We start from the raw sequence: 24,799 nt of genomic DNA, 5'->3' as shown, positions 1-24,799 counted from the left end.
CGAGAGAAATAATAGGTCGACGTGTTTTTTCTCGTCCCATCAAACCAAATAACTGATGAAAAGATGATATTATAAAGCGATTGGCAAATAGCATTACTTTAGTTACTAAAAGTGATTATTAGTTTATTTAAAAATAACTTCTTAGGGCCACCATAAAAGAAAAAACCTTTAAATTCAACATTAAGCAACAATAACGGAACATATAATTAACTTACCTTCCGCTTATAAAACCCATATTGAAATATTATTTTCAGCATGGTTTTAATATTCCTTTTAATGACCAACCATTTATCCTTTTGTATTTATTTTGAGAGCAACGTTCCCCTGAAAAAAATTAATTACCGAAGATAACGCCTCTCTTCTTATTATCTTTATTTTTTTATCCTGCCGATAACATATCAGTACAGTTTTTAAGCGATTTTTTCACCCCCCGAGTGAACGAGATTATTGTGTTGAACGGCATCGCCCGCCCGGTTGCATCACCGTCATCGGAGCAGCCCCCTCCATTCTTCGCCACGTTTCAGACGAGAGCAAACGGTGACGGGCAGAGATACCTGCCATAAAAAATGCCCGCGTCTTGGCTAAGTCGCGGGCACAGCGAAAAAAACAGGAATTATGAGCGCGAAAGACCGCTATTTTGCGGCCACTCCCGCGCTGCGGGTATCGACTAACCCATTCGTGTCGCTCTGGGCGACTGACTGGGTTAATACCGGCCGACTCCCGCCAATCGCAATTCGCTGCGGTTGCAGCGCCTCCGGCACTTCGCGCACCAGATCAATATGCAGCAGGCCATGTTCAAAATGGGCCTCGGAGACATGCAAATGCTCCGCCAGGGTAAAACTCAGGGAGAATGGCTTAAATACCAGCCCCTGGTGCAGGTATTCCACCTTCTTCTTAGCCAGTGTCGGGTTGCCTTTCACCGTCAGGCGCTGACCTTCCACCTCAATGTCCAGTTCGCTTTGCTGGAATCCCGCCAAAGCCAGCGTGATGCGATAATGGTTATCGTCTTTTTTCTCAATGTTGTACGGAGGGAACTCAATGGGTTCCTGACCGCCCATCGCACTGGCTAATTTGTCAAAACCGATCCACTGACGCAGCAGAGGTGATAAATCATAGTTACGCATAAGATATCCTCCTTCTATGAAGCGAGACAATTTCTCCCAGTCACGCTAAAGCGCGGCTGGGTCGTCCCCATTCGGCGGACGAGACAGGTTTATTCACTTGGTTTTGCCATGCGGTCACCACTGACCGCAGGTCAACGCCGGTTATTCAATTTCAATCCGACGCGGCTTCATCGCTTCCGGCACGATACGTTCCAGATCGATATACAGCAGGCCGTTTTGCAGATTGGCGCTTTTCACCTGAATATGCTCAGCCAACTGGAACTTGCGTTCAAAATTACGCTCGGCAATGCCTTGATACAGGTAGTTGCGGGCCGTTTGCTCTCCGGCATGCGCACCTTTCACAATCAGCAAATTGTCTTGCGCGGTAATATCCAGTTCCTGTTCGGCAAAACCGGCGACGGCAATGGCGATTCGGTATTGGTTCTCATCAACCAACTCGACGTTGTACGGGGGATAACCGCCATTACTTTGAGTCTGGCCGCTTTCCAACAAATTGAACAGGCGATCAAAACCAATAGCGGAACGATAAAGCGGAGAAAAATCAGGGTTACGCATAAAACAGCCTCCTAAACATTCAGCGAGGATTAATAATTAACCTTCCCGTTGGACAGGTTCACAGCCTGGACAGATACCCTTATGGCATACCTTTACTGCCGGGCTTACCATCAATATGGTGCTCCCTCTCAGACTTTCAATTGCCTGAAAAGAAAAATTCATGCGTTTTATGCAAAATTCCCCCATAACGTGAGCGTTATCACATACACTCACTATTTGATGGAAAAGGTGCGGTGGCGTTATTCCACATGGACGAGACGATGAAAAGACTAAATATGGACGATGCGATGAAAATGATAAAAACAACCATGCTAAAAAGTGCTTTCTTCTCTTTCATCATCACTGGCAGCGGCGCGGTGTCGCTCAGTGGTTGTTCCAGCGTCATGACGCATACGGGGGCCGAGCAGGGATACTACCCCGGTACGCGCGCCAGTATGGATGTACTGCGTGATGAGGATACCAGTTGGGCGATGATGCCGCTGGTGGCAATTGACCTGCCGTTTTCCGCAGTCGCCGATACGCTGTTGCTACCCTATGATTACTATCGATCGCGCAGTGGTAACACATCCATTCGTGAGCGCGTTTTACACAGTGAGCAGAATAATCAGACCGCCAACTCACAGGCCGTAGTCCCTACACCGAACCAAAACCATCTTTAAGCCAGGCGTAACGAGTGCAGCTCCTGCCCAGGAGGATTGAATATCAGTATCAGCGTGAGCGCCTGTCTCAGCCCGGTGGATCACCTCAGTTTTACGGCTAAACATATCAACCCCCTCTCTTATCAGTTCGTTGGAGGAAGATCCTTAAGATCTGACATCACAAACCAGCCAACTGCATCAAATAACTAGATATTAATGTTGGAAAAAGGATTACCAGCAGCATTAAACGTTATTTTTAATTCATCAATCAAATCATCACTCTGCTAAATCAGTATTGGTCAGCATCTTGTAAATAAAATTCAGTTTTACCTATAAGATATTGTTTTAACGACACAAAAACCATAGCAATTTAAGCCTTTTTGTTCAAAAAAATAGAACAACACGCTCAATAACATCCGTTTTTTAATCCATTAGCATCGGCGTAACATTATTGACATCGAAAGGAAACAACCTTTCACTTCATAAATCAAGATAGGAAAAGACATGATGAAAAACGTAAAAACCATCGCCGCCGCAGTCGTACTTGCTACCGTTTCTTTCGGTTCTTTCGCCGCTGAGCATATCAATCCGCAGCAAGCCCTACAGCATCAGAAAGTGGGGGTTATCTCCGTCATGGGTGCTAAGGACCTGGGTTCTCTGCAATCACAGTTGGCGAAAAAAGCGGAAAAAGCCGGTGCGCAAGCTTATACCATCACCTCCGCGACCGGTAACGACATGCTGCGTGGTACGGCGGTAATCTATAACTAATTCCCGCCTTTACCATTATTACTCTCTCCCGGTTTGTCTCCTCATCAGGACAAACCGGTTTTTTTTATTCTTTCCGGCAATCACTCTCAGGCCTGCACCCAATGGCCGGGGGAGACTTCACGGTAGCGGCGCTCAGGATGGGTAAAGTCAGGCGATCTCATCGGGTTTTTCAGTTCATCGCTCAGGATGGCGCGAACAGGTCTGGTGTCGGGATCGGGGATCGGCACCGCCGAGATCAAACGACGGGTATAGTCATGCTGCGGATTTTCAAAGATAGCGCTCCGAGGCCCAATCTCAACGATTTCACCCAGATACATCACCGCCACACGGTGGCTGATGCGCTCCACTACCGCCATATCATGGGAAATAAACAGGAAGGCGAGCCCTAACTTCTGCTGTAGATCCAGCATCAGGTTGATCACCTGCGCCTTGACAGAGACATCCAGCGCCGACACCGACTCGTCCGCAATGATGACTTTTGGCTCCAGCGCCAGCGCTCTGGCAATACACACTCGCTGGCGTTGCCCGCCGGAAAACTGGTGCGGAAAACGATCGGCCATCCAGACCGGTAACCCCACCTGTTCCAGCAGCGCCCGCACCCGCGCCTGAACGTCTTTGTCCGTGACCAGCCCATGTAACAGCATCGGCTCGGCGATGGCCTCACCCACCCGCATTCTCGGGTTCAGGCTCTCATAGGGGTCTTGAAACACCATCTGAATCTGGCGCCGCCGATCTGACAAGTCATGTTTATCCGCCGTAAGGATATTCTGTCCTTGCAGGAGAATTTCGCCGCTGGTGGCCTCGGCCAGACGAATGATTGATCGGCCCGTCGTGGATTTCCCACAGCCCGACTCGCCCACCAACGCAAGCGTCTCACCAGACCACACATCAAAGGAGACATTTTCCACCGCATGTATCCGCCCGGACAATCGGCGGAAAAAACCGGCCCGGATATCAAACCGGGTGACGAGATTTTTCACTTCCAATATCGGTTTATCACCAGAAAGAGTATTGACCGTCTCCGGTATTGGCTGGGGTATGCCGGTTTGGAGATCGATAAGCGGAAAGCGCTGTGGCCGATCGGTGCCCGACATCGATCCCAATTTCGGCACCGCGGACAGCAACAGGCGGGTATAAGCGTTCCGGGGATGATGAAAAATTTCCCGGGTCGTCGCGTTTTCAACCATCTCGCCCTGATACATCACCAGCGTTCGGTCCGAAACTTCCGCCACCACGCCCATGTCATGAGTAATAAACAGCACCGACATCCCCTCTTCTTCCTGAAGGGTTTTGATCAGGGTCAGTATCTGCGCCTGAATGGTGACATCCAGCGCGGTAGTGGGTTCATCCGCAATCAGCAGTTGCGGATGGCACGCCAGCGCTATGGCGATTACCACCCGCTGACGCATGCCGCCGGAGAAGCTCTGCGGGTACTCGTTTAACCGCGATTTTGCGCCGGGAATACGCACTTTTTCCAGCAGACAAACGGCCTCGGCCCTTGCTTCGGCTTTATTCATTCCCCGATGCCGACGCAGGACTTCGGTAATCTGATAGCCAATCGGCAATACCGGATTCAGGCTGGTCATGGGCTCCTGGAAAATCATTCCGATACGATTGCCCCGGATAGCCTGCATCTCTCTGGATGATAGCGAGAGCAGTTCCGCGCCGCTGAAATGAATCTCGCCACTGACCCGACTCTGCGCCGCGGGCAGCAACCGCATGATGGATTTCGCCATCACGCTTTTCCCGGAACCAGATTCCCCCACCACGGCGACCGTCTCTTTTTCGCCAATGGTAAAGGAGAGATCGCGTACCACATCAAGCCACGCGCCGTTTACCTTAAACGCGGTGGTCAAATGTGATACGGACATAATGGGCGACGTCATGTTTTTCCCTTAATTCCTTGGATTGAGGATATCGCGCAGCGCGTCCCCTACCAAATTGATCGCCACAATCAGCAGCAACAGCGTCAGCCCTGGGAAGAAACTGATCCAGTAATCGCCCGACATCAGGTATTCAAAACCATTGGAAATCAGCAGCCCCAAAGACGGCTCCGTTACCGGCAACCCAATGCCGAGAAAGGAGAGCGTCGCCTCCAGCATAATGGCGTAGGCCAACCGCATCGTCGCGACCACAATCAGCGGCGCCAGACAGTTCGGTAAAATATGACGAAACAGAATCCGGCGGTTGGATAACGCCATACTGCGGGCCGCATCCACATAGCTCCGGCGCCGTTCGACCAGCGCCGAACCGCGGATAGTCCGCGCGTAATAAGCCCATTGCGTCACCACCAGCGCAAGAATGATTTTATCGACGCCCTGTCCCAGCACGGCCAACAGGATCAGCGCGATTAGGATAGGCGGAAAGCTGAGCTGAATATCGACAACCCGCATGATCAGCGCATCCGTTTTTCCGCCGGCATAGGCGCTGATAAGCCCCAGCGAGGCGCCAATCAGCAACGCCAGTACCGCGCTGGTAAAACCGACCAGCAAACTGATGCGCGTGCCGTAGAGAATGGCGCTGAATAAGTCGCGCCCCTGATCGTCCGTTCCCAACCAATAGCGCATTCCGTTCAAACTGAGACTCCCCGGCGCCAGCCGCCCCTCCATGATGTCCAACTGCATCAGATCATAGGGGTTTTGCGGTGAAATCAATGGCGCCAGCAATGCCAGCAGCGTCAGAATCCCTAGCAGGATCAGGCCGCACAGCGCCAGCCGGTCTTTAAGTAACGCGAACAATACCCGGGTAAACGCCGGCGGGATTTTCTCAGATGCTGCCGAGCGCTGATGCACTGTGTTCGCAGTCATCCGTGATTCCCTCCCAGCCGGACGCGCGGATCAACCAGTACGTACAGCAGGTCGACAATCAGGTTAATCACGCTGAACATCACCACCGTAATCATCAGGTAGGCCAGAATGACGGGGCGATCCAGCACCGCAATGGCGTCAATAATCAGCTTGCCCATGCCGGGCCAGGCATAAATGGTTTCCGTCACCACGGCAAAGGCGATGAGCGACCCCAACTCCAGACCGATCACCGTAATCAGCGGGATCAGGGTGTTGCGCAAGACATGCACCAGGACAATGCGGGTTTCCGAAAGCCCTTTGGCCCGGGCAAACTGCACATAATCCTGTTGCAGACACTCCATCACCCCGGCCCGCATCAGGCGGATTACCAGTGAGATTTTGAACAGCGCCAGGTTGAAGGCCGGCAAGATCAGATGTTCCAGCCCATCCAGAGTCAGTAAGCTGAAGGGAACGCCGAATAGCTCACCGGTCTGTCCGCGGCCGGAAGCCGGGAGCCAACCCAGTTTGACGCTGAACAGCATGACCATCACCAGCCCGATCCAGAATGTCGGCAGGCTGAACCCCAGAATGGAAAAGCCCATGATCGACTTCGACGCCACACCGTCCGGCCTGAGTCCGGCGTAAATTCCCAGCGGAATGCCGATGACCAGCGCGATGACGAAGGCCGTCATCGCCAGCTCCAACGTGGCGGGCATTCGCTGAAATATTAGCGTCAGAGCGGGCTGGTTAAAAATAAACGATTTTCCCATGTCGCCTTGCACGGCATTCAGTACAAACAGCCCGTACTGCTCCCAGACCGGTTTGTCCAACCCGAATGACTGGATGACCGCCAGCCTTTCCGCCGGCGTCGCCGTTGCCCCCAGCAACATATCCACCGGGTTGCCGACCAGGTACACCCCGACAAACACCAGCACGGACATGACGACTAATGTCAGGAGCGTCTGCCCCAGCCGGCCCAGCAGGTAGGTAATCATCCGCGCGACGCCGAACCGTATCGGCTCAATAGGTCGGCCAGCAAAGACAAAAACCCTTGTTCATCAATGCTGCGCACGATCAGCGCATTCGCAGGCTTACCGAGCTTGTGATAAAAATCGGCAAAAACATAACCCGGCGTCCGGCCAGAAACCTCTACGCCTACATAGGCCGACGTGCCGGTAAACAGCTCAGGTTTAAGTAACCACGCGACAACGGCGGCATCGTGAATGGGGCTGCCTTCGCGCCCCAGGCGGGCAACATCATTGCGGTCAAACGCACGCAGCAGGGCTGCCATCGCTATCCCCGGCGCGCCGCCGCGACGTTCAATATCATCAATCTGTACGGGCTGAATCAGCGCCTGAAAGGTCACATCCAGCGGCATGATCACCACCGGTACGCCAGAGGAAAACACGATTTCGGCCGCATGGGGATCGGCATACACGTTAAAGTCGGCCCAGGGAACGCGGTTGCCGAGCGCGGTAAACGCGCCCGCCATGCTCACAACCTGTTTGATTCCGCGAGCGACATCAGAATGGTGACGCAAAGCCAGCGCCAGATTGGTCAGCGGCCCTAGCGCGCACAGCGTAATGGGGTCGTTATTCGCCGCCGCCTGACGCGCCGTGCGGACAATGAAATCGACGGCGTGTTCCCGCTCTGGCAGGCGTGATGTTTCCGGCACCAGATCGGCGGAAAAAGCGCCAATATGGGCGTATTTGCCATAAACCTGATCGCGCACCAGCGGTCCCGACGCCCCGCCGTAAACCGGCACATCGGTTCTACCGGTGAGCGCCACCACCTTACACGCATTTACCAGCGTGGCGTCAAGGGGCACGTTGCCCGCCACCGTGGTGACGCCAAGAATATCCAACGCTGGCGATGCGATTGCCAGCCAGATGGCAATCGCATCGTCCACGCCGGGATCGGTATCAATAACTATGCGCTGTCGAACCCTATCAGACATTTTCTTCATAACGGCTCAGGAGGTCGGAAAACAGCTCGAATACCCGTTTGGCATCCACCGCCGTTACGATATCCACATTGGGTGGCCGGTCGGTTTTTCCGTACCAGTCGGCGACGGTCTGCCCCATACAAAGCGTACTTTCATGCTCAACGTAAACGCGCGCTTTTTCCGTTTTAAAACAATCAGGCGCCAGCATCCAGGCAATGACCAGCGGATCGTGCAACGGCCCGCCGCGGGAACCGTAGCGGCGAATATCATTACGATCCCAGAACGCCATCATCTCCCCCAACGGGACCGCAATCCGGCCGGCGCGCGCAACCAGCCGGGCTACCCGCTCAGGCGTCAGCATCACCTGATGGGTGGCGTCCAGCGGTAAATCAACAATAGCAATGGATGACGAAAACACCACATGCGCCGCGTGGGGATCGGCCAGCATATTGAACTCTGACGTCAGGCTACGATTACCCGACGCCCGGTAAGCGCCGCCCATCATCACGATGCGCTCAATACCTTCGGCAATGATGGGTTTCATGGTTAATGCCGCCGCCACGTTGGTCAAGGGTCCCAGCGTACACAGCGTAATGGGCTTGCCCGCGGCAATGGCGTTTTCACATTGCCCGATGATAAAACTCACCGCATGCTGCGGCTCAGGCTGCTTTTGGGGATCGGGCAATAGCGTGTTCCCCAACCCGCGCTTCCCGTGAAATTGACCGTGAATCGGGTCGCGGAAGAGCGGGCGGTGGCAACCCGCATAAACAGAAATCCCGGTTCGCCGTCCCAGTTCGGTAATCTGTAGCGCATTACGCAGCGTATGATCCAGCGGTTGATTACCGCAAACCGTAGAGATACCGAGAATATTCAATTCAGGCGAGACGAATGCGCTCAACAATGCAATCGCGTCATCAATACCCGGATCGCAATCAATAATAATGGCGGCGGCACGCATGATGCGAACGTTCCTTATTTTCTGCGCTTTATTTTTTCAGCTCAGCGCCGATGCGCGACCGCATTTACCTGGCCGAACGGACAAAGTACGGCAGCGTGTAAGCATCCGAGCGGCCCACATAGGTGTACTGTTTCTTCATCGCCCAGGTGTTGGAGAGGAACATCACAGGAATGACCCCCAGATCGCTCATACCGATGTTCATCGCCTCGGTCAGCAACGCCTCACGCTTGTTACTTTCCAGCGTGGAACGCGCCTCGTTTAGCATTTTATCAAAGGCAGGGTTGGAGTAACGGCCGCGGTTGCCTTGTCCGGTATGGGGGCCGAAAGTTTCCAGCAACGGCCCCAATACGCCAGAGGCTTCCCCGGTTTCAACCGCCGCACCGCCCATAATCAAACTGAATTCGAGACGGGCAGCCCGAGAAAAATAGACGCTGCCCGGCATGGTGACCACGTCGGTCTTGATGCCAACGCGCGTAAACATCTGGCCGATGGCCTGGGCGATTTTGGAATCATTGGGATAGCGATCGTTTGACGCATGGAATGTCAGCGTAAAGCCGTTGGGGTATCCCGCCGCCGCCAATTCCTGTTTGGCTTTTTCTGGATTGTAAACCGGCGCAGGAATGGAAGCGGAATACCCGAAATACCCCTTCGGCACAAGCTGGGAGGCAGCAACAGCCTGCCCATCCATGACACGATCGACGATTGCCTGGCGATTAAGTGCTAACGACATCGCCTGACGAACTTCTTTTTTTAGTAATGGATTTCTGCCGTCTGGACCTTTTGCGAACGGTGATATATCGCGTTGTTGGTCCATATGCAGATAAATAATACGATTCCCTGGTGTTGAAATCGTATGTAACTGACTATTATTTTTAATATTACTACTATCGGCTGTTGGAACGTTTTCAATCATGTCCACATCACCGGATAAAATGGCGGCTACTCGGGCGCTACTGTTTTTAAAGACGCGAATAGTCACCTTGTCCCACTCGGCATTTCCTCCCCAGTAATTTTCATTACGTTCGAGGACAACCCGATCGTCCGGCACCCAGGAGACAAATTTAAAAGGCCCGGTGCCAATGACGTCTTTTCCGCTATTCAACGTTTCCGTCGGGACATTTTCGAGACGCGCGGGCAGAATAGACACCCGGCTCAGGTTATTCAGCAACAAAGGCGCAGGCGCTTTCGTGACAATCCGAACCGTTAAGGGGTTGATCTCCTTAACCTCGACAATGTCCGTGACGTACGGTGCGTACGAACTGGGACTGTTTTTTGACGCCAGCGCGATACGCTTAATGCTGGCAATCACATCCCTGGCGGTGAAATCACTGCCGTCGTGAAACTTTACGCCGGGACGTAATGCAAATTCCCAGGTTTTATCATCAATTATCTTCCATGATGTCGCCAACGCAGGGAAAATTTGCTGTTTTTCATCCTGAGAAACCAGGCTATCAAAAATATTTCGCGCCATTGCACTGTTTGCCCCTCCCACATAAAACTGGGGGTCCATCGACGTAGTGGATGAAGACAAACCAATATTTAAATTAGCGCTATATACCAAAGGCGAAAACGAAAATAAAATAGTGAAAAATAAAGCCAACGTTGATTTTTTCATTCATTAAATCCTCAATTCCATGACTGATTTATGAAGTGTATTAAATATTATGATTCAGAGTCTATGCGTTATATTGGATAATGAAAAATTGCATTTTGTGTTAGATTGATAACTAAATATTATGTTTTGGAGTGAGCAGCATGCGTATCAACCCCCGTCAGGTTGAAGCTTTTCATAAAGTGATCCTCACCGGCGGGATCACGGCAGCCGCCAACATGATGTACATTACCCAACCCGCGGTAAGTCGGCTGATCCGGGATTTTGAAGCCGCGCTGAACCTGAAGCTGTTTGACCGCGACGGCCGCGGCCTCATTCCACGGGCTGAAGCAATGAAACTGTATCGGGAGGTAGAGCGTCTCTATCTGGGCCTGGATCACATCGCCCTGATTGCCGACGAAATTCGCCATGCCAAAGGCAGCGTGCTGCGCATCGCCGCGGTTCAAGCGCTCTCATTCCTCTGCTCGGATGAAATGCTTCCCTTTCTTCTCACTAAATATCCTGATATCTCCTTATTTCTGGACATAGAAAGCACCAGTCACATCAGAGAGGCGATCGCCAAAAACCAGTACGATATCGGCTTCATTTTTGGTCAGATAGGTATTAAAGGCTTGGAAGCGGAACATCTGGCGGAGGCCGACGCGGTTGCAGTGCTCGCCAAAGATCACCCGCTAACCGAAGCGGAGGCGATTACCATCGCCGACCTGATTCGTTATCGCGCTATTCTGCCGGGCCGCACCACACCGCTGCGGGCGGAAATCGACGCGGTAACCAGAAAACACTTGGGGTATTTACATAACCCGATTGAAACCTCAATGGCGAACTGCTGCGTATTGGCCTCGAAGAATATCGGTATTGGGGTGGTTGATTTCATCACCGCACTGAGCAGTAAATCCGCCGTTGTGGTTAAGCCGTTTCACCCCGCGATAAAAGTGGCGTACTTTGCGGTGTATCCCCCACAAATCCCCCGCAGCCAGTTAATTAACCACATCACCCAGGTAATGAAGGAGAAAATAAATCATCATCTGGCATTAAAATAAAAGCACCGACAATCATTGAATTAAACTTCCCCCAACAGATTTCGCGTGACGGGAGGACAGCAAGCGAGGGAGGGTTCCCCCGCCGTTGTCGATTATCGAAGACCGTCCAACCGTTGATATTCTGGCACTGTGGAGAATGACGCATGTGCCTTATGCTGTCGATTTTCCATCCCGTTAAGCACGAAGCACAAATTTTTCAATCGCATAGGCCACACCATCTTCCTGATTGGTTCTGGTCACAAACTGACAGACCGCTTTCACTGCTTCGGTGGCATTCCCCATCGCGACACCCAGCCCGGCATAATTCAGCATCGCCAGATCGTTTTCCTGATCGCCCAGCGCCATTACGCTTTCCCGCGCGATACCGAGATGTTGCGCCAGCATTTTCACCCCTTCGCCCTTATTCACGCGCTTATCCAGAATTTCCAGGTAATAAGGGGCGCTCTTCATGATGGTGTAACCCTCAAACGCTTCCGGCGGGATCTGGCTGATGGCCCGATCCAGCACCGACGGTTCATCAATCATCATGACTTTGGGAAATGTCAGACTGCGATCCATCTCTTCAACCGCCCGGTACTTCAGCGGCATACCGGTCAGGTGCGCCTCATGGACGGTATAACGGCTGATATCCTTGTTGGCGGTATAGACAACATTAAAATCCAGCGCGTGAAAATGAACATCCAACTCCCGGGCCAGCGCTTCAAAGTAAAGATAGTCGTCGAAGCTCAGCGCCGTTTGCGCCACACAGCCGCCATCAATCGCACGTTGTACCAGCGCGCCGTTATTGGTGACGCAAAAGCAATCTTCCCGCTGTAAAGCCAGCTCCGCCAGATAGCGCTCAACGCCGATGAACGGGCGACCAGTTGCCAGCACAACCTCAACGCCCTTCTCTCTTGCCGCTGCGATAGCCGCCTTCACCGCGGGAGAGATTTGATTTTGTGGCGTCAGTAACGTCCCATCCATATCAATTGCGATCAGTTTTATAGACATAAAGTTCTCAGCATCAAATTATCGGTTTTCATGCTAACGCGCTTTGGCGATGAAGTCGCCAGTGAAATGCGGCATGATGACATGCGTATGACACGTAAAGTAATAAAATAAAAGCCGCACAGGTTGCACGGCTTGAGGTTGATGGCGGCCTGCGCGCTACGGTGAAAATAAGGGCGCGGAGCCTCGCTGATCTTTCTCACTCTAAATCAGCGCCGTTGCTGGCGATCACTCGCTTATACCAATGAAAACTCTTCTTGCGGGCGCGCCGCAACGTCCCTGTGCCATCATCATGTTTATCGACATAGATAAAACCATAGCGCTTGCTGTACTGCCCGGTGGTAAACGAAACGCAATCGATGCAGCCCCAGGGGGTGTAACCCATCAGTTCGACGCCATCCTCCAGCACCGCTTTTTTCATCTGCTCGATGTGCGCTTTTAGGTAATCGATCCGGTAATCATCATGGATTTGCCCATCGACTTCCACCCTATCAACCGCGCCAAAGCCGTTCTCAACGATGAACATCGGCTTTTGGTAACGCTCATAGAAGCTGTTCAGCGTGTAACGCAGGCCCACCGGGTCAATCTGCCAGCCCCATTCCGATGCGGAAAGGTGCGGGTTTTTCACTGCCCCCGGAAAACCCGCGATTGCATCATCAGCGGCCTGATCTTGGGCGGCATGCTGTACGGCATTACTCATGTAGTAGCTAAAGCCCAGATAATCGGTGCAACCTTCACGCAGGATTTGTTCATCCTCCGGGTTCATATCAATGTGATAACCTTTTCTGGCCCACTCTTTCAAAATATACGCCGGATAATCGCCACGTAGTTGCACGTCACCAAACAGATGCCGTTCACGCATCGCTTCCTGCGCATACATCACATCATCCGGGTGACAAGACCACGGATAAAGCGGCACCAGCGACAGCATGCAGCCAATTTTGAAATCAGGATTGATTTCATGCCCCAACTTCACCACCCTGGCGCTGGCCACAAACTGGTGATGCAACGTTTGGTACATGGCCTGTTCGGGCTTTTCATGCCTGGTGAACACTACGCCGGAGCAACAATAGCCAAACAGCGGGTAGCGCCAGTTGCGCTGGTTATTGATTTCATTAAAGGTCATCCAGTATTTCACTTTGGATTGATAGCGCTTCATCACCACTTCGCTGTAGCGCACAAAAAAATCCACCACGTTACGATTGAGCCAGCCGCCATAGTTTTTAACCAGGTGATAGGGCATCTCGAAATGGGAAAGCGTGATAACCGGCTCAATGTTGTGTTTCAACAGTTCATCAAACAGATCGTCGTAAAATTGCAGTCCGGCTTCGTTTGGCTCCGGTTCATCCCCGTTGGGAAAAATGCGCGTCCAGGCGATGGAGGTACGGAAGCATTTGAAGCCCATTTCCGCAAAGAGCGCGATATCCTGTTTATAGTGGGAATAGAACGCCACCGCCTGATGATTCGGATAGCTGAATCCAGGCTGTACGCCATCGGTAATCACGCGATCCACGCCGTGCGCGCCACCAGACAACACGTCACAAATGCTGACGCCCTTTCCACCTTGATCCCAACCACCTTCAACTTGATGCGCCGCTACCGCGCCGCCCCACAGAAAGTCTTTGGGTAATTGCTGAACAGACATCTCATATCCTTTTTAGGTTATGTTAAAAAACAAAATCAACCCCGGGCCGCGGGTCATTGGCCGCAGACGGCATCGCCGCGCTTCAGGGCGGCAATTTCCCGGTGTACATAAACCAATTCCTCCGCCAGATCGCGGCAAAGCATCGCGTTCATCAGGTGATCCTGCGCATGAACCAGAATCAGATTGACCGGAATTTTCCCGCTGCCTTCATCCGCGCCAATCAGCGACGTTTGAATATGGTGAGCCTTGCGAGCAGCCGCAGATGCGGACTTCAGCATCCGGTCGGTCTTTTCCCAATCGTGTTCTCTGGCGGCACGCAACGCCTCCATCGCATCCGAACGCGCTTCTCCGGCATGAATGATCAATTCCATGACGGTGTTTTCATCAATTTTCATCAGTGACTCCCCTGGGTTTGCAATGTCTCTTTTTCCTGCGCCAAAAGCTGGCGCTCATACATTTTGAAGAAGGGGTAATAGATCAGAGACGACACCACAATCAGCACGCCAACCAGCATGACGGCGCGCAAATCCCAGCCGGTCGACCAGGCGGCGCCAATCGGACCTGGCGTCGTCCAGGGAGCAAGTGACACAACGTGGTTAACCAGATCGGTTCGGGTGGCGACATATGCAATGACGGCATTGACCAGCGGCGCCGTGACAAACGGGATAAACAGCAGCGGATTCATCACCACCGGCGAGCCAAAAATCACCGGTTCGTTAATATTGAATATGCTGGGCACCACGGCCAGTTTGCCGATGGAGCGCAAATGGAACGAGCGGCTTCGCAGATAGAGAAACACCAGGCCCATGGTTGAGCCGGACCCCCCCACGACGATAAAGAACTGCCAGAAGGGTTCGATAAAGATCTGGGTAATCGGCGCGGCGGTGTTCAGCGCCTGTTGATTTATTCCCAGATTCGTCAGCCAGAAAGCCTGCAAAATCCCGCCGACAATGATCGCCCCGTGAATGCCGGCAAACCACAACAGATGACACAGCAGCACTGCGATTAAGATGGCGGGCAACGAATCGGAAGCAGAAATAATCGGGGCGAAGATCGCCATAATCGCCTGCGGCAACAGCATGCCGAATTGGTGCTGAATAAACAGGCTGAGCGGGAATAGCGTCAGGAAAATAGCGAGAATAGGGATGAGTAAATCAAAGGACTGGCGGATCTTCGGCGGCACCTGCTCCGGCAAGCGAATACCAATATTCCGCTTTTGCAGAAAATGCATCAGTTCCGTCACATAGAGCGAGACGATGATCGCAGTAAAAATCCCCTCGCCCCCCAGGGAGCCTACCGGCAGGCTTTTATCCGTTTGCGGGGCCGCCACCAGCAGGAACGACATCAGCGACAGACTGGCCGCCATAAAGCCGTTCATCTTGTAGCTTTGCGCCAAATTGTAAGCTATCGCGCTGGTGATATAGACCGCCATGATCCCCATCGTCATGTTGTAGGGCATCATGATCTGCTGCGTATGGCGCTCCACCCTATCCAGCCACCACTGAGCAAACGCCCACTGGCTATCCGCGCTAAAAGGCGGGTGGGCGAATAACAGCATAAACGAGCCGACAATTAGAAACGGCATCGACGAAATAAAGCCGTCTTTGATGGCGACGACATGGCGCTGGTTGGACAGTTTCGCCGCAACCGGACTGATGCGGTTTTCAATGACGTTGAATAATGACTGGCTAAACGTACTCATAATTATCTCCCGCAGTGATTCCCTGCATACCCACGGCAAGCCAACGCGCCTGCAACCTGAAAGATGACGGGCACATCCTGAAATAGTGCGGGGCTAACGCATCATACCGAGTGCATCATTAAGCACTTTTTCGCCATTCATCATTCCGTAATCAAGGGTGCCGATAACCGCAATGGGTTTGTTTTTTTTCTCTGCAAGGTTTTTTAACTCAGCCAGTTTGTATTTAATCTGCGGTCCGAGCAGGCAGCAGTCGTACTCATCAATGATTTCGACAAACTCGTCAAACCCGACGGCGGTTATCTCAACATCAACTCCTTGTTCCTTCGCGACTTTTTCCATTTTCTGGACCAGCATGCTGGTGGACATTCCCGCCGCACAACAGAGTAAAATTTTCTTCATTCTGCACCTCATCGCGTGTTTTTTTATCATTCAAGCAACATAAAGAATAATATGCAACCGGTTTCACATCGGGTTTCATAATCTTTGAACGCGATCATAAACAGCCGTTGCTGGCGGCAAAGCGACGCGGTTTATTGTTTCGCGATGATAAAAAAAAACGGATTTCTCTTTATAATGGAGGACACATTTTATATTCATGCTACGTTCAGTAGCCGCCACGTTTAGGAAGAAAAAATGATAACCATGCTTGATGTGGCCAAAAGAGCTGGCGTATCAAAATCAACCGTATCACGGGTGTTGACAGGGAATAACTACGTCAGTCAGCCCACCAAAGACCGGGTCTTCAAGGCCATTGAAGAAATGGGATACCGACCAAATTTACTGGCGCGTCAGTTAGCCACTAACAAATCTCAGAGTATTGGTCTGGTCGTCACCAATACCTTATACAACGGCCCTTATTTCAATGAACTGCTCTTTCAGACCGCAACCATGACCGAGCGGTACGGACGCCAGCTTATTCTTGCTGATGGCAAGCACAGCGCGGAAGAGGAGCGCCAGGCCATCGAATTTCTACTCGATTCACGCTGTGACGCGCTCATCATCTACCCGCGGTTTCTGTCCATCGGGGCGCTGGAAAGCATTATTGATCAACACAAACAGCCCATTATGGTGGTGAACCGAAGACTGAACCGTCATAAGGAAAACGGTATCTGTACCGACCACCAGCAGCACTGTTTCAATGCCGTTAATTACCTGATCGATCGCGGACACCGGGAGATCGCGTTTATCCTCGGCGCACCAGGATCGCCCACGGGTGAGAGCCGCCGCCTGGGTTATCAGCAGGCGCTGGCCGAACAAGGCATTGCCTTAAATGACCAACGGGTGGTCGAGGGCGACTGGACGCCGGAAAGTGGTTACGCCGCGGTGAAAACACTGCACCAACGCGGTGTCACCTTCAGCGCGCTGGTCGCCAGCAATGACGACATGGCCATTGGCGCGGCAAAAGCTTTTCGCGAACAGGGAATGACTATACCGGATGATGTCTCTCTGCTCGGGTTCGATGACCTGCCTATGGCCTCCTGGGTGCACCCGCCCCTGACGACCGTGCATGTTCCGGTGGCGGAAATGATTAAACGTACCCTTGAGAAACTGCTTTGTATGCTGGACGGTAATCCCCCCACGCCGTCCCCGGCATTTCAGGGTTCGTTGATCGTTCGCGAGTCGGTTGGCAAAGGCCCGGCAGCCCGAGGGGAAGGCAATGTACGTTAAGTCTATTTTTTTAACGCATTGGGGTGACAGGCACCCCAATGACTCTGAAACGGATCATTATGGAAAGCGTTTCTTCTCGCTGTTGACGTACAGAACCAGCCCTTGCAACATCTGGGCGAATTTGTGCGCTTCAATATTACCGTCACTCGGCATCATCCATATACTGTTGATTTCCAGTTGTATGCTGGGCACGCCAAGATTAGAGCCAAATTTCGCCACGGTTGCATTTTTCGAAGCTGCAAAATAGTTGTTGGAAAAGTTACTGATACCTTCATTTTTCAATATGTTTATCAGTTCACTCACCCGCTCATCTTTACCTAACAGCGACTTCCCATTCAGGGTTCCTATATCAACGTCATAGGGGCGAAACGGGTGACTACCGTGAATATCGATGATGAGCTTCGGTTGCTTTGAGTGGATTAACGCTGCCAGCTTCTCTTTGTAGGCATTATTGTCATAGTAGTTGGGGTCTGAGGGTGAAGCCTTGGTTGTATAAATTACTGTTGAATCAGTAAGTTTTCCCAACATAATCGCCAGGGCCGCCGTGCCGCCCCCATCAGAAAAGCGATATTGCCCCTCCCTAGACGGCTGTGTGGCGTGAGGAGCGCTGATTATTATCCGACTTTCCCCCGGTAGAACGTTAAACCAGCTTTCTCCTTCTTGCGGTATCACATTAGAATTTTTGTCCGCTTCCTTCTCATAGGTTATGGCTTCTTTTACGTATTCAGGCGTAATTATCGCTTTTTTGAACGGAGCAACGTCGTCTTGTTCGATGCTGCCATAAGCCACTGTTGAAACCAACAGCAAAGCCATTAGCGATGTCTTTTTGAAAAACGTCATAAGCAACTCCTTGCTATGTTGAAAAGTATCATTTGTACAACGCGGATTGTTGGGGGCGTGGCGGACATGAGTGAAGAGGACGAGTCGCGCCTGCCGCCTTGTGTGTCACTCACATATCACTATGCTTGTCACTAAACATTTACACTGGCGAAACAGGTAAAAAAAGGGCAAAGCAGCCTGACAAATGGCCCTTATAACGTAATCAGCCCCCCGCAACAGCAATGAAAGGTTGATGTCTGGGTTCTTTAACCATGTCATTAGCATACGTTTCGGTAGGGTTGAGCTTCAAACGTCTTAACCGGAAGATGAACGGCCGATTGTCGCCAGCACCTGCCGAAATCGGGTGCTGGCTTGGTCGGTAAGATGACGAAAGAACATCAGATATCGATATTCATCGCTTTCAGGGCGTTCTCTTCGATAAACGCACGGCGAGGTTCAACCGCGTCCCCCATCAACGTGGTAAACAACTCATCGGCTGCAATCGCATCTTTCACATTAACCCGCAGCATGCGGCGGCTGGTGGGGTCCATGGTGGTTTCCCACAGTTGATCCGGGTTCATTTCTCCCAGACCTTTATAACGCTGGATTGCCAGACCGCGACGGGATTCTTTCACCAGCCAATCCAGCGCCTGTTCAAAACTGGCTACCGGTTGACGGCGCTCACCCCGCTCAATGTAAGCGTCCTCTTCAATCAGGCCGCGCAGTTTTTCGCCCAGTTGATTCAGCTTACGGTATTCGCCGCCGGCGATGAATACTGCGCCCAACAGATAGTCGGTATCGACACCGTGGGTACGCACCCGCAGAGCCGGTTCAAAAATTTGATGTTCCTGATCTTCATGAATCAAGAAGCTATAGGTACTGCCATGCACATCCTGTTCATTCAGGCTGACAACCAGCGTTTCAATCCACTGCTGTACTTTTGCCCGATCGCCCAAATCCGTTTCACCCAACGCTGGCTGGTAGATTAAGCGATTGAGTAACGCACGCGGGAAACGACGCTCCATACGGTTAATCATTTTCTGCACGGCGTAATGCTCGGAAACCAATTTCTCCAACGGTTCACCCGCCAGGGCCGGGGCGTGAGCATTGGCGTGCAGCGTTGCCCCGTCCAGCGCCAGCGCAATCTGGTACTGATCCATGGCTTCATCGTCTTTGATGTACTGCTCCTGTTTGCCTTTCTTCACTTTGTACAAGGGCGGCTGAGCGATATAAACGTGGCCGCGTTCGATGATTTCCGGCAACTGACGATAAAAGAAGGTCAATAGCAGCGTACGGATGTGAGAACCATCAACGTCGGCATCGGTCATGATAATGATGCTGTGATAGCGCAGTTTGTCCGGGTTGTACTCATCCCGGCCAATGCCGCAACCCAGCGCCGTAATCAGCGTCGCGACTTCCTGCGAAGAGAGCATCTTGTCGAAACGTGCTTTCTCAACGTTCAGGATCTTGCCTTTCAGCGGTAGAATCGCCTGATTCTTACGGTTGCGCCCCTGCTTGGCGGAGCCGCCCGCCGAGTCCCCTTCCACCAGATAGAGTTCGGAAAGCGCCGGGTCGCGCTCCTGACAATCCGCCAGTTTGCCCGGCAGACCGGCCAGATCGAGCGCACCTTTGCGGCGGGTCATATCACGCGCTTTACGCGCCGCTTCACGGGCACGGGCTGCATCAATAATTTTACCGACCACGATTTTGGCGTCTGACGGATTCTCCATCAGGTAGTCCACCAGCTTCTCATTCATCAGCGATTCAACCACGGTTTTCACTTCGGAGGAAACCAGCTTGTCTTTGGTCTGCGAAGAGAATTTGGGATCGGGCACTTTTACCGACACCACGGCAATCAGACCTTCACGCGCATCGTCACCGGTGGCGCTGATTTTGGCTTTCTTGCTGTAACCTTCTTTATCCATATAGGTGTTAAGGGTACGGGTCATCGCCGCACGAAAACCGGCCAGATGCGTCCCGCCATCACGCTGCGGAATGTTGTTGGTAAAACAGTAAATATTTTCCTGAAAACCATCATTCCACTGCAACGCCACCTCAACGCCGATATCGTCTTTCATCGTGGAAAAATAGAACACGGTCGGATGGATTGGCGTTTTATTCCGATTAAGGTAATCAACAAACGCTTTGATGCCGCCTTCATAGTGGAAGTGATCGGCTTTGTCGTTTTCACGCTCGTCAATCAGGCGAATCGATACGCCGGAATTAAGGAATGAGAGCTCACGCAGACGCTTGGCCAGAATTTCATACTCAAATTCCACCACGTTGGTAAAGGTTTCCAGACTCGGCCAGAAACGCACTGTCGTACCGGTTTTCACGCTTTCGCCCACCACTTTCAGCGGCGCCTGCGCCACGCCGTGGCGATAGGTCTGTTCGTGGACTTTACCTTCCCGGCGAATCACCAGTTCCAGCTTTTCCGACAAGGCATTAACCACGGAAACGCCCACGCCATGCAAGCCGCCGGAAACTTTGTACGAGTTATCATCAAACTTGCCGCCGGCATGCAGCACCGTCATGATCACTTCCGCAGCGGATATCCCTTCTTCATGAATGCCGGTGGGGATCCCACGGCCATCATCCTGTACCGACACTGAGTTATCGGCGTGGATGGTGATAACAATGTCCTTACAATAGCCAGCGAGCGCCTCGTCGATAGCGTTGTCCACAACCTCGAATACCATATGATGCAGACCAGTACCGTCATCCGTATCGCCGATATACATACCTGGGCGTTTACGTACCGCATCCAGCCCTTTCAATACCTTGATACTTGAGGAGTCATAAGAATTCGACATCAACGTTTCCCGCTCATTTTAGTCCTGTGATTGAACCGTTATTTTACCCTGTTCCACGCGGAACATCTTGCCCTTTTCACCACCCATGTCGTCTATCTGTTCAGCGCTGACCGCGCTGACAAAAACCTGTGCATGCGTGGCTTTTAACCGTTCAGCCAGTAAACGGCGGCGGGTACTATCCAGTTCGGAAGCAAAATCGTCGATCAGATACAGACAGCGCAGTCCGTTCTGACGGGTGAGGAACTCACCCTGGGCCAGTCTTAATGCGCACATCAGCAGCTTTAACTGACCGCGGGATAACATATCCTCAACGGCCACGCCGCTAGCGCGGATACGAAAGTCGGCTTTATGCGGCCCAAGCGCCGTGTAGCCTAACAGCCGGTCGCGTTCAAACTGACGCTCCAGCAGTTCGGCATACTCACTTTCTTTGTCCCAGCCACGCTGGAACGAAAACCCGAGAGAAAATTCGGGTAGGAATTGCGTACAGGTCGCAGAGATATCCCCAACAATCGCTTCACTGTACTGCCCCCGCCATTCGCTGATACGCAAAGCCAAAGGCACCAGTTCCTGATCCCAGGCTCTGAGCTGACCGTAATGGCTCACCTGCCGCAGCGCCGCATTACGCTGACGCAGCAGACGTTTCATTTTGCTCCAGGCGGAAAAAAAACCGGGTTCGTTATGAAAACAGCCCCAGTCGAGAAAAGCGCGGCGATACTTTGGCCCGCCGTTCAGCAAGGTAAAACCTTCGGGGGTAATTAGCTGAATCGGCAGTAGCTGCGCCAGCTCCGCCACTTTATGGCCGTCGCTGCCGTCAATGCGCACCTTACTGTCGCCCTGACGATTTTTACTCAGCCCGACGGAGCGCTCTTGCTCAGCGCTGTCAATACGGCCATGCAGAACAAATTCAGCCTGATCGTGGCGAATAACGCGCGCCGCCTGCACACTGCGGAACGCCCGGCCATGCCCCAGCGTATAAATCGCTTCCAGCACGCTGGTTTTACCGCTGCCGTTCGCCCCGACCAAAAAGTTAAAGCCGGGGGCCAGCGTCAGATCGGCCGCTTCAATATTGCGAAAATCTTTAATCAAAAGACGAGTAAGCGCCATGCGACTATTTCACGTAATCAAGGGAATGACTGTCGCAGACAGATTGGGTGAGAACCGCGCGCACTCACCGAAGCGGACTTAACGGGCGCGATCGCCATCTCAATCTGGCAAGTATAATAGCCCGCCATCATACTAGAGGCGCATCGGCATAACGACATAGGCGGCCGCCCGGCTGGCGCCATCTTCGATTTGCACGCTGGAAACGGAGTCGGTCAGCAGCAGGCGAACATCCTCGCACTTCAGCGCATTCAGTACGTCCAGAACGTAGCTGACGTTAAACCCGATTTCCATCTCAGCGCCCTCATACTGCACATCCAGAATCTCCTCCGCTTCTTCCTGTTCAGGGTTATTGGCGGTGATTTTCAACTGGTTATGAATGAGATGGAGCCGCACGCCGCGGAATTTCTCATTCGACAGAATAGCGGCGCGGGAGAACGCCTGCTTAAGCAAATCGCAACTGGCTTCCAGCGTCTTATCCGGGTTTTTCGGTAAAACGCGGCGGTAATCAGGAAAACGACCGTCAACCAGCTTCGAGGTAAAGATAAAATCACCGACGTGCGCGCGAATATTGTTACTGCCGATTTGCAGTTGCAGCGGCGTATCGCCGCCATCCAGCAAACGCACCAGCTCCATCACGCCCTTACGTGGCACAATCACCGAATGTGACGGCAGAGACTGTCCGACCGGCATCGCGCATACGGCCAGTCGATGACCGTCGGTGGCGATGGTACGCAGTTCTTCGCCTTCGGTTTCAAACAGCATGCCGTTGAGGTAGTAACGCACGTCCTGATGCGCCATCGAGAACTGTGTGGCTTCAATCAGACGCTTCATCGTGGCCTGCGGCAATGAGAATTCCACTTCACTCTGCCAGTCATCCAGATTGGGGAAATCCGCGGCAGGCAGAGTCGACAGCGAAAAACGGCTGCGGCCGGAGCGCACCAACATGCGATCGCCATCCAGCATCACGGTGATTTCCGCCCCATCCGGCAACCCGCGGCAGATATCAAACAGCTTACGGGCCGGCACCGTCGTCGCACCCGGCTCATGGGGTTGCGTCAGCGCCACGTTAGCCACCATCTCCATCTCAAGATCGGTGCCGGTCAGCGACAGTGCCCCTTCGGTCACTTGTATCAGCAGGTTGCCCAAAATAGGCAACGTAGGCCGACCGCCCAATGGGCTGCTAACCTGTTGCAAAGGTTTTAACAGATGCTCGCGTTCAACAATAAATTTCATCATGTTATGAAGATAGTGTTCTGATTAAATTGGAAAAATCTTCTTTGATGTCGTGACTTTCTTCACGCAGCTGTTCGATTTTACGACAGGCATGCAGCACCGTAGTATGGTCACGGCCACCAAACGCATCGCCGATTTCCGGCAGGCTATGGTTGGTCAGCTCTTTGGCCAGCGCCATCGCCATCTGGCGTGGGCGCGCCACCGAGCGGGAACGACGTTTGGACAACAGATCGGCAACTTTGATTTTATAATATTCCGCCACTGTCTTCTGAATATTGTCGATAGTAACCAGTTTCTCCTGCAACGCCAGCAGATCGCGCAGCGCTTCGCGCACAAAATCAATCGTGATGGAGCGGCCGGTAAAATTGGCGTTGGCGATAACTCGGTTCAATGCGCCTTCCAGCTCACGCACGTTGGAGCGCAGGCGTTTGGCGATAAAGAACGCCACTTCGCCGGGCAGACGGATATCATTCTCATCCGCTTTCTTCATCAGAATCGCCACGCGGGTTTCCAGCTCTGGCGGCTCAATGGCGACGGTCAGGCCCCACCCAAAACGGGACTTCAGGCGATCCTCCACCCCATTGATCTCTTTAGGATAGCGATCAGAGGTCAAAATGATTTGCTGGTTGCCTTCCAGCAACGCATTGAAGGTATGGAAGAACTCCTCCTGGGAACGCTCTTTGTTGGCAAAAAACTGAATATCATCGATCAGCAATGCATCGACAGAGCGGTAGTAGCGTTTAAATTCTTCAATCGCATTGTTTTGCAACGCTTTCACCATATCCTGCACGAAGCGCTCAGAATGCATGTAAACCACTTTGGCATTGGCCTTGCGGGCGATGATGCCGTTGCCCACCGCATGCAACAGGTGCGTTTTACCGAGGCCCGTGCCGCCATACAAAAACAGCGGATTGTAGGCGCCACCCGGATTGTCCGCCACCTGACGCGCCGCCGCGCGCGCCAGTTGATTCGACTTGCCTTCAACGAAGTTATCAAACGTATGTTTGGGGTTCACATTGGAACGATAGGTATGCTCGGCCTGCACCGGGGAATTGTCCCAGCTCGGACGCACCGGCATCAAACGGGTCTGCGGCGCCATCGCCGCCATGCTGACAGTATTATGGTGATTAACCGGCTGACTCACGGCCTGAACCAAAGGTTTGCTCCCGACCTCAAAACGCAGCAAGGGGGCGTCCACACCACAAAAGTCATTAAGCAACCCGTTGATATTATTCAAATATTTATCACGAACCCAATCCAGAACGAAGCGATTAGGGGCGTAGAGTGCCAGAGTGTTATCACTCAACTCCGCCTGTAACGGGCGTATCCACATACTGAATTCTGTGGCAGGTAACTCATCCTGCAAACGGGCAAGACACTGCTGCCAAAGCGAAAGCGACAC

At 52.5% G+C, this 24,799-nt stretch carries 22 protein-coding genes; 4 read left to right on the top strand and 18 right to left on the bottom strand.

All coding sequences use genetic code 11. The features are described from left to right. Positions 1-632 precede the first annotated feature (632 nt). Together ibpB and ibpA are read right to left on the bottom strand one after the other, a co-directional pair. Complete coding sequence (gene ibpB / locus EH207_RS00110; RefSeq protein ID WP_246048915.1) at positions 633-1,124, bottom strand: small heat shock chaperone IbpB; 492 nt, start codon at positions 1,122-1,124, stop codon at positions 633-635. 141 nt (positions 1,125-1,265) lie between these two features. Further along, on the bottom strand, positions 1,266-1,679 hold the full coding sequence (gene ibpA / locus EH207_RS00105; RefSeq protein WP_137712200.1) for a small heat shock chaperone IbpA: 414 nt from the start codon (positions 1,677-1,679) through the stop codon (positions 1,266-1,268). Between the two features lie 260 nt (positions 1,680-1,939). On the opposite strand from ibpA, the gene EH207_RS00100 reads away from it, so the two are divergent. Further along, positions 1,940-2,338, top strand: coding sequence for a YceK/YidQ family lipoprotein (locus tag EH207_RS00100; RefSeq protein WP_246048914.1), 399 nt, complete (start codon positions 1,940-1,942; stop codon positions 2,336-2,338). A 486-nt stretch (positions 2,339-2,824) separates the two neighbouring features. Beyond that, positions 2,825-3,085, top strand: a complete 261-nt coding sequence (bhsA, locus tag EH207_RS00095; RefSeq protein ID WP_137715210.1) for a multiple stress resistance protein BhsA — start codon at positions 2,825-2,827, stop codon at positions 3,083-3,085. A gap of 86 nt (positions 3,086-3,171) precedes the next feature. Here bhsA and EH207_RS00090 read toward each other — a convergent pair whose 3' ends face one another. From EH207_RS00090 to EH207_RS00065, 6 genes are all read right to left on the bottom strand, one after another. Continuing rightward, the gene (locus EH207_RS00090) at positions 3,172-4,971 is read right to left on the bottom strand and encodes an ABC transporter ATP-binding protein (RefSeq protein ID WP_137712199.1); all 1,800 of its coding nucleotides are present in this window, start codon (positions 4,969-4,971) and stop codon (positions 3,172-3,174) included. Positions 4,972-4,980: 9 nt separating this feature from the next. Next, positions 4,981-5,892 (bottom strand): ABC transporter permease, encoded by a 912-nt coding sequence (locus tag EH207_RS00085; protein WP_137712198.1) that lies wholly within the window; start codon positions 5,890-5,892, stop codon positions 4,981-4,983. Continuing rightward, positions 5,889-6,866, bottom strand: coding sequence for an ABC transporter permease (locus EH207_RS00080; RefSeq protein ID WP_137712197.1), 978 nt, complete (start codon positions 6,864-6,866; stop codon positions 5,889-5,891). Before EH207_RS00080 ends, EH207_RS00085 begins: the two co-directional genes overlap by 4 nt. Continuing rightward, a complete protein-coding gene (locus EH207_RS00075) occupies positions 6,863-7,837 on the bottom strand; it encodes a nucleoside hydrolase (RefSeq protein WP_246048913.1) in 975 nt (324 codons plus the stop codon). Before EH207_RS00075 ends, EH207_RS00080 begins: the two co-directional genes overlap by 4 nt. Further along, positions 7,821-8,774 carry a nucleoside hydrolase gene (locus EH207_RS00070; protein WP_137712196.1) on the bottom strand — a complete coding sequence of 318 codons (954 nt, stop codon included), beginning with the start codon at positions 8,772-8,774 and terminating at the stop codon, positions 7,821-7,823. The genes EH207_RS00075 and EH207_RS00070 overlap by 17 nt, the downstream gene beginning before the upstream one ends. A 64-nt stretch (positions 8,775-8,838) precedes the next feature. Beyond that, on the bottom strand, positions 8,839-10,389 hold the full coding sequence (locus EH207_RS00065; RefSeq protein ID WP_137712195.1) for an ABC transporter substrate-binding protein: 1,551 nt from the start codon (positions 10,387-10,389) through the stop codon (positions 8,839-8,841). A gap of 140 nt (positions 10,390-10,529) precedes the next feature. On the opposite strand from EH207_RS00065, the gene EH207_RS00060 reads away from it, so the two are divergent. Next, a complete protein-coding gene (locus EH207_RS00060) occupies positions 10,530-11,426 on the top strand; it encodes a LysR family transcriptional regulator (RefSeq protein WP_137712194.1) in 897 nt (298 codons plus the stop codon). Positions 11,427-11,600: 174 nt separating this feature from the next. On the opposite strand, the gene yidA is transcribed toward EH207_RS00060, so the two are convergent. The 5 genes from yidA to EH207_RS00035 all read right to left on the bottom strand — a co-directional run bounded on the left by yidA (position 11,601) and on the right by EH207_RS00035 (position 16,159). Beyond that, positions 11,601-12,416, bottom strand: coding sequence for a sugar-phosphatase (yidA, locus tag EH207_RS00055; protein WP_137712193.1), 816 nt, complete (start codon positions 12,414-12,416; stop codon positions 11,601-11,603). 196 nt (positions 12,417-12,612) lie between these two features. Further along, positions 12,613-14,058: a 6-phospho-beta-glucosidase gene (locus tag EH207_RS00050; protein WP_137712192.1), complete on the bottom strand. Its 1,446-nt coding sequence runs from the start codon at positions 14,056-14,058 to the stop codon at positions 12,613-12,615. A 53-nt stretch (positions 14,059-14,111) separates the two neighbouring features. Then, complete coding sequence (locus tag EH207_RS00045) at positions 14,112-14,453, bottom strand: PTS lactose/cellobiose transporter subunit IIA (protein ID WP_137712191.1); 342 nt, start codon at positions 14,451-14,453, stop codon at positions 14,112-14,114. Then, positions 14,453-15,760 carry a PTS sugar transporter subunit IIC gene (locus EH207_RS00040; RefSeq protein WP_137712190.1) on the bottom strand — a complete coding sequence of 436 codons (1,308 nt, stop codon included), beginning with the start codon at positions 15,758-15,760 and terminating at the stop codon, positions 14,453-14,455. Before EH207_RS00040 ends, EH207_RS00045 begins: the two co-directional genes overlap by 1 nt. A gap of 93 nt (positions 15,761-15,853) precedes the next feature. Continuing rightward, entirely contained in the window at positions 15,854-16,159 is a 306-nt protein-coding gene (locus EH207_RS00035; RefSeq protein WP_137712189.1) for a PTS sugar transporter subunit IIB, read from the bottom strand. A 234-nt stretch (positions 16,160-16,393) separates the two neighbouring features. Here EH207_RS00035 and EH207_RS00030 point away from each other — a divergent pair, with 234 nt between their 5' ends. Then, entirely contained in the window at positions 16,394-17,428 is a 1,035-nt protein-coding gene (locus EH207_RS00030; protein WP_137712188.1) for a LacI family DNA-binding transcriptional regulator, read from the top strand. Between the two features lie 57 nt (positions 17,429-17,485). Here the strand turns inward: EH207_RS00030 and EH207_RS00025 are convergent, their stop codons facing one another. The 5 genes from EH207_RS00025 to dnaA form a co-directional block, all read right to left on the bottom strand. Then, positions 17,486-18,268, bottom strand: a complete 783-nt coding sequence (locus EH207_RS00025; protein ID WP_137712187.1) for an N-formylglutamate amidohydrolase — start codon at positions 18,266-18,268, stop codon at positions 17,486-17,488. Positions 18,269-18,645: 377 nt separating this feature from the next. Continuing rightward, complete coding sequence (gene gyrB, locus EH207_RS00020; protein ID WP_137712186.1) at positions 18,646-21,060, bottom strand: DNA topoisomerase (ATP-hydrolyzing) subunit B; 2,415 nt, start codon at positions 21,058-21,060, stop codon at positions 18,646-18,648. Between the two features lie 18 nt (positions 21,061-21,078). Then, positions 21,079-22,164, bottom strand: a complete 1,086-nt coding sequence (recF, locus tag EH207_RS00015; RefSeq protein WP_137712185.1) for a DNA replication/repair protein RecF — start codon at positions 22,162-22,164, stop codon at positions 21,079-21,081. Between the two features lie 132 nt (positions 22,165-22,296). After that, positions 22,297-23,397 (bottom strand): DNA polymerase III subunit beta, encoded by a 1,101-nt coding sequence (gene dnaN / locus EH207_RS00010; protein ID WP_137715418.1) that lies wholly within the window; start codon positions 23,395-23,397, stop codon positions 22,297-22,299. Between the two features lie 4 nt (positions 23,398-23,401). After that, the gene (gene dnaA / locus EH207_RS00005; protein WP_137712184.1) at positions 23,402-24,799 is read right to left on the bottom strand and encodes a chromosomal replication initiator protein DnaA; all 1,398 of its coding nucleotides are present in this window, start codon (positions 24,797-24,799) and stop codon (positions 23,402-23,404) included.

The organism is Brenneria rubrifaciens (assembly GCF_005484945.1).
GTDB classification, from domain to species: Bacteria; Pseudomonadota; Gammaproteobacteria; order Enterobacterales; family Enterobacteriaceae; genus Brenneria; species Brenneria rubrifaciens.
This window is presented reverse-complemented; position numbering and strand designations above follow the sequence as displayed.

Bases quoted from the DNA above. Each gene is read 5' to 3' on its own strand.
- EH207_RS00065 (WP_137712195.1), bottom strand. From the start codon at position 10,389: ATGAAAAAATCAACGTTGGCTTTATTTTTCACTATTTTATTTTCGTTT.
- gyrB (WP_137712186.1), bottom strand. From the start codon at position 21,060: ATGTCGAATTCTTATGACTCCTCAAGTATCAAGGTATTGAAAGGGCTG.
- EH207_RS00040 (WP_137712190.1), bottom strand. From the start codon at position 15,760: ATGAGTACGTTTAGCCAGTCATTATTCAACGTCATTGAAAACCGCATC.
- yidA (WP_137712193.1), bottom strand. From the start codon at position 12,416: ATGTCTATAAAACTGATCGCAATTGATATGGATGGGACGTTACTGACG.
- EH207_RS00100 (WP_246048914.1), top strand. From the start codon at position 1,940: ATGAAAAGACTAAATATGGACGATGCGATGAAAATGATAAAAACAACC.
- EH207_RS00035 (WP_137712189.1), bottom strand. From the start codon at position 16,159: ATGAAGAAAATTTTACTCTGTTGTGCGGCGGGAATGTCCACCAGCATG.
- EH207_RS00030 (WP_137712188.1), top strand. From the start codon at position 16,394: ATGATAACCATGCTTGATGTGGCCAAAAGAGCTGGCGTATCAAAATCA.
- EH207_RS00060 (WP_137712194.1), top strand. From the start codon at position 10,530: ATGCGTATCAACCCCCGTCAGGTTGAAGCTTTTCATAAAGTGATCCTC.
- EH207_RS00075 (WP_246048913.1), bottom strand. From the start codon at position 7,837: ATGAAGAAAATGTCTGATAGGGTTCGACAGCGCATAGTTATTGATACC.
- bhsA (WP_137715210.1), top strand. From the start codon at position 2,825: ATGAAAAACGTAAAAACCATCGCCGCCGCAGTCGTACTTGCTACCGTT.
- EH207_RS00085 (WP_137712198.1), bottom strand. From the start codon at position 5,892: ATGACTGCGAACACAGTGCATCAGCGCTCGGCAGCATCTGAGAAAATC.
- EH207_RS00025 (WP_137712187.1), bottom strand. From the start codon at position 18,268: ATGACGTTTTTCAAAAAGACATCGCTAATGGCTTTGCTGTTGGTTTCA.
- EH207_RS00090 (WP_137712199.1), bottom strand. From the start codon at position 4,971: ATGACGTCGCCCATTATGTCCGTATCACATTTGACCACCGCGTTTAAG.
- dnaN (WP_137715418.1), bottom strand. From the start codon at position 23,397: ATGAAATTTATTGTTGAACGCGAGCATCTGTTAAAACCTTTGCAACAG.
- ibpB (WP_246048915.1), bottom strand. From the start codon at position 1,124: ATGCGTAACTATGATTTATCACCTCTGCTGCGTCAGTGGATCGGTTTT.
- EH207_RS00045 (WP_137712191.1), bottom strand. From the start codon at position 14,453: ATGAAAATTGATGAAAACACCGTCATGGAATTGATCATTCATGCCGGA.
- EH207_RS00070 (WP_137712196.1), bottom strand. From the start codon at position 8,774: ATGCGTGCCGCCGCCATTATTATTGATTGCGATCCGGGTATTGATGAC.
- recF (WP_137712185.1), bottom strand. From the start codon at position 22,164: ATGGCGCTTACTCGTCTTTTGATTAAAGATTTTCGCAATATTGAAGCG.
- ibpA (WP_137712200.1), bottom strand. From the start codon at position 1,679: ATGCGTAACCCTGATTTTTCTCCGCTTTATCGTTCCGCTATTGGTTTT.
- EH207_RS00080 (WP_137712197.1), bottom strand. From the start codon at position 6,866: ATGATTACCTACCTGCTGGGCCGGCTGGGGCAGACGCTCCTGACATTA.
- EH207_RS00050 (WP_137712192.1), bottom strand. From the start codon at position 14,058: ATGTCTGTTCAGCAATTACCCAAAGACTTTCTGTGGGGCGGCGCGGTA.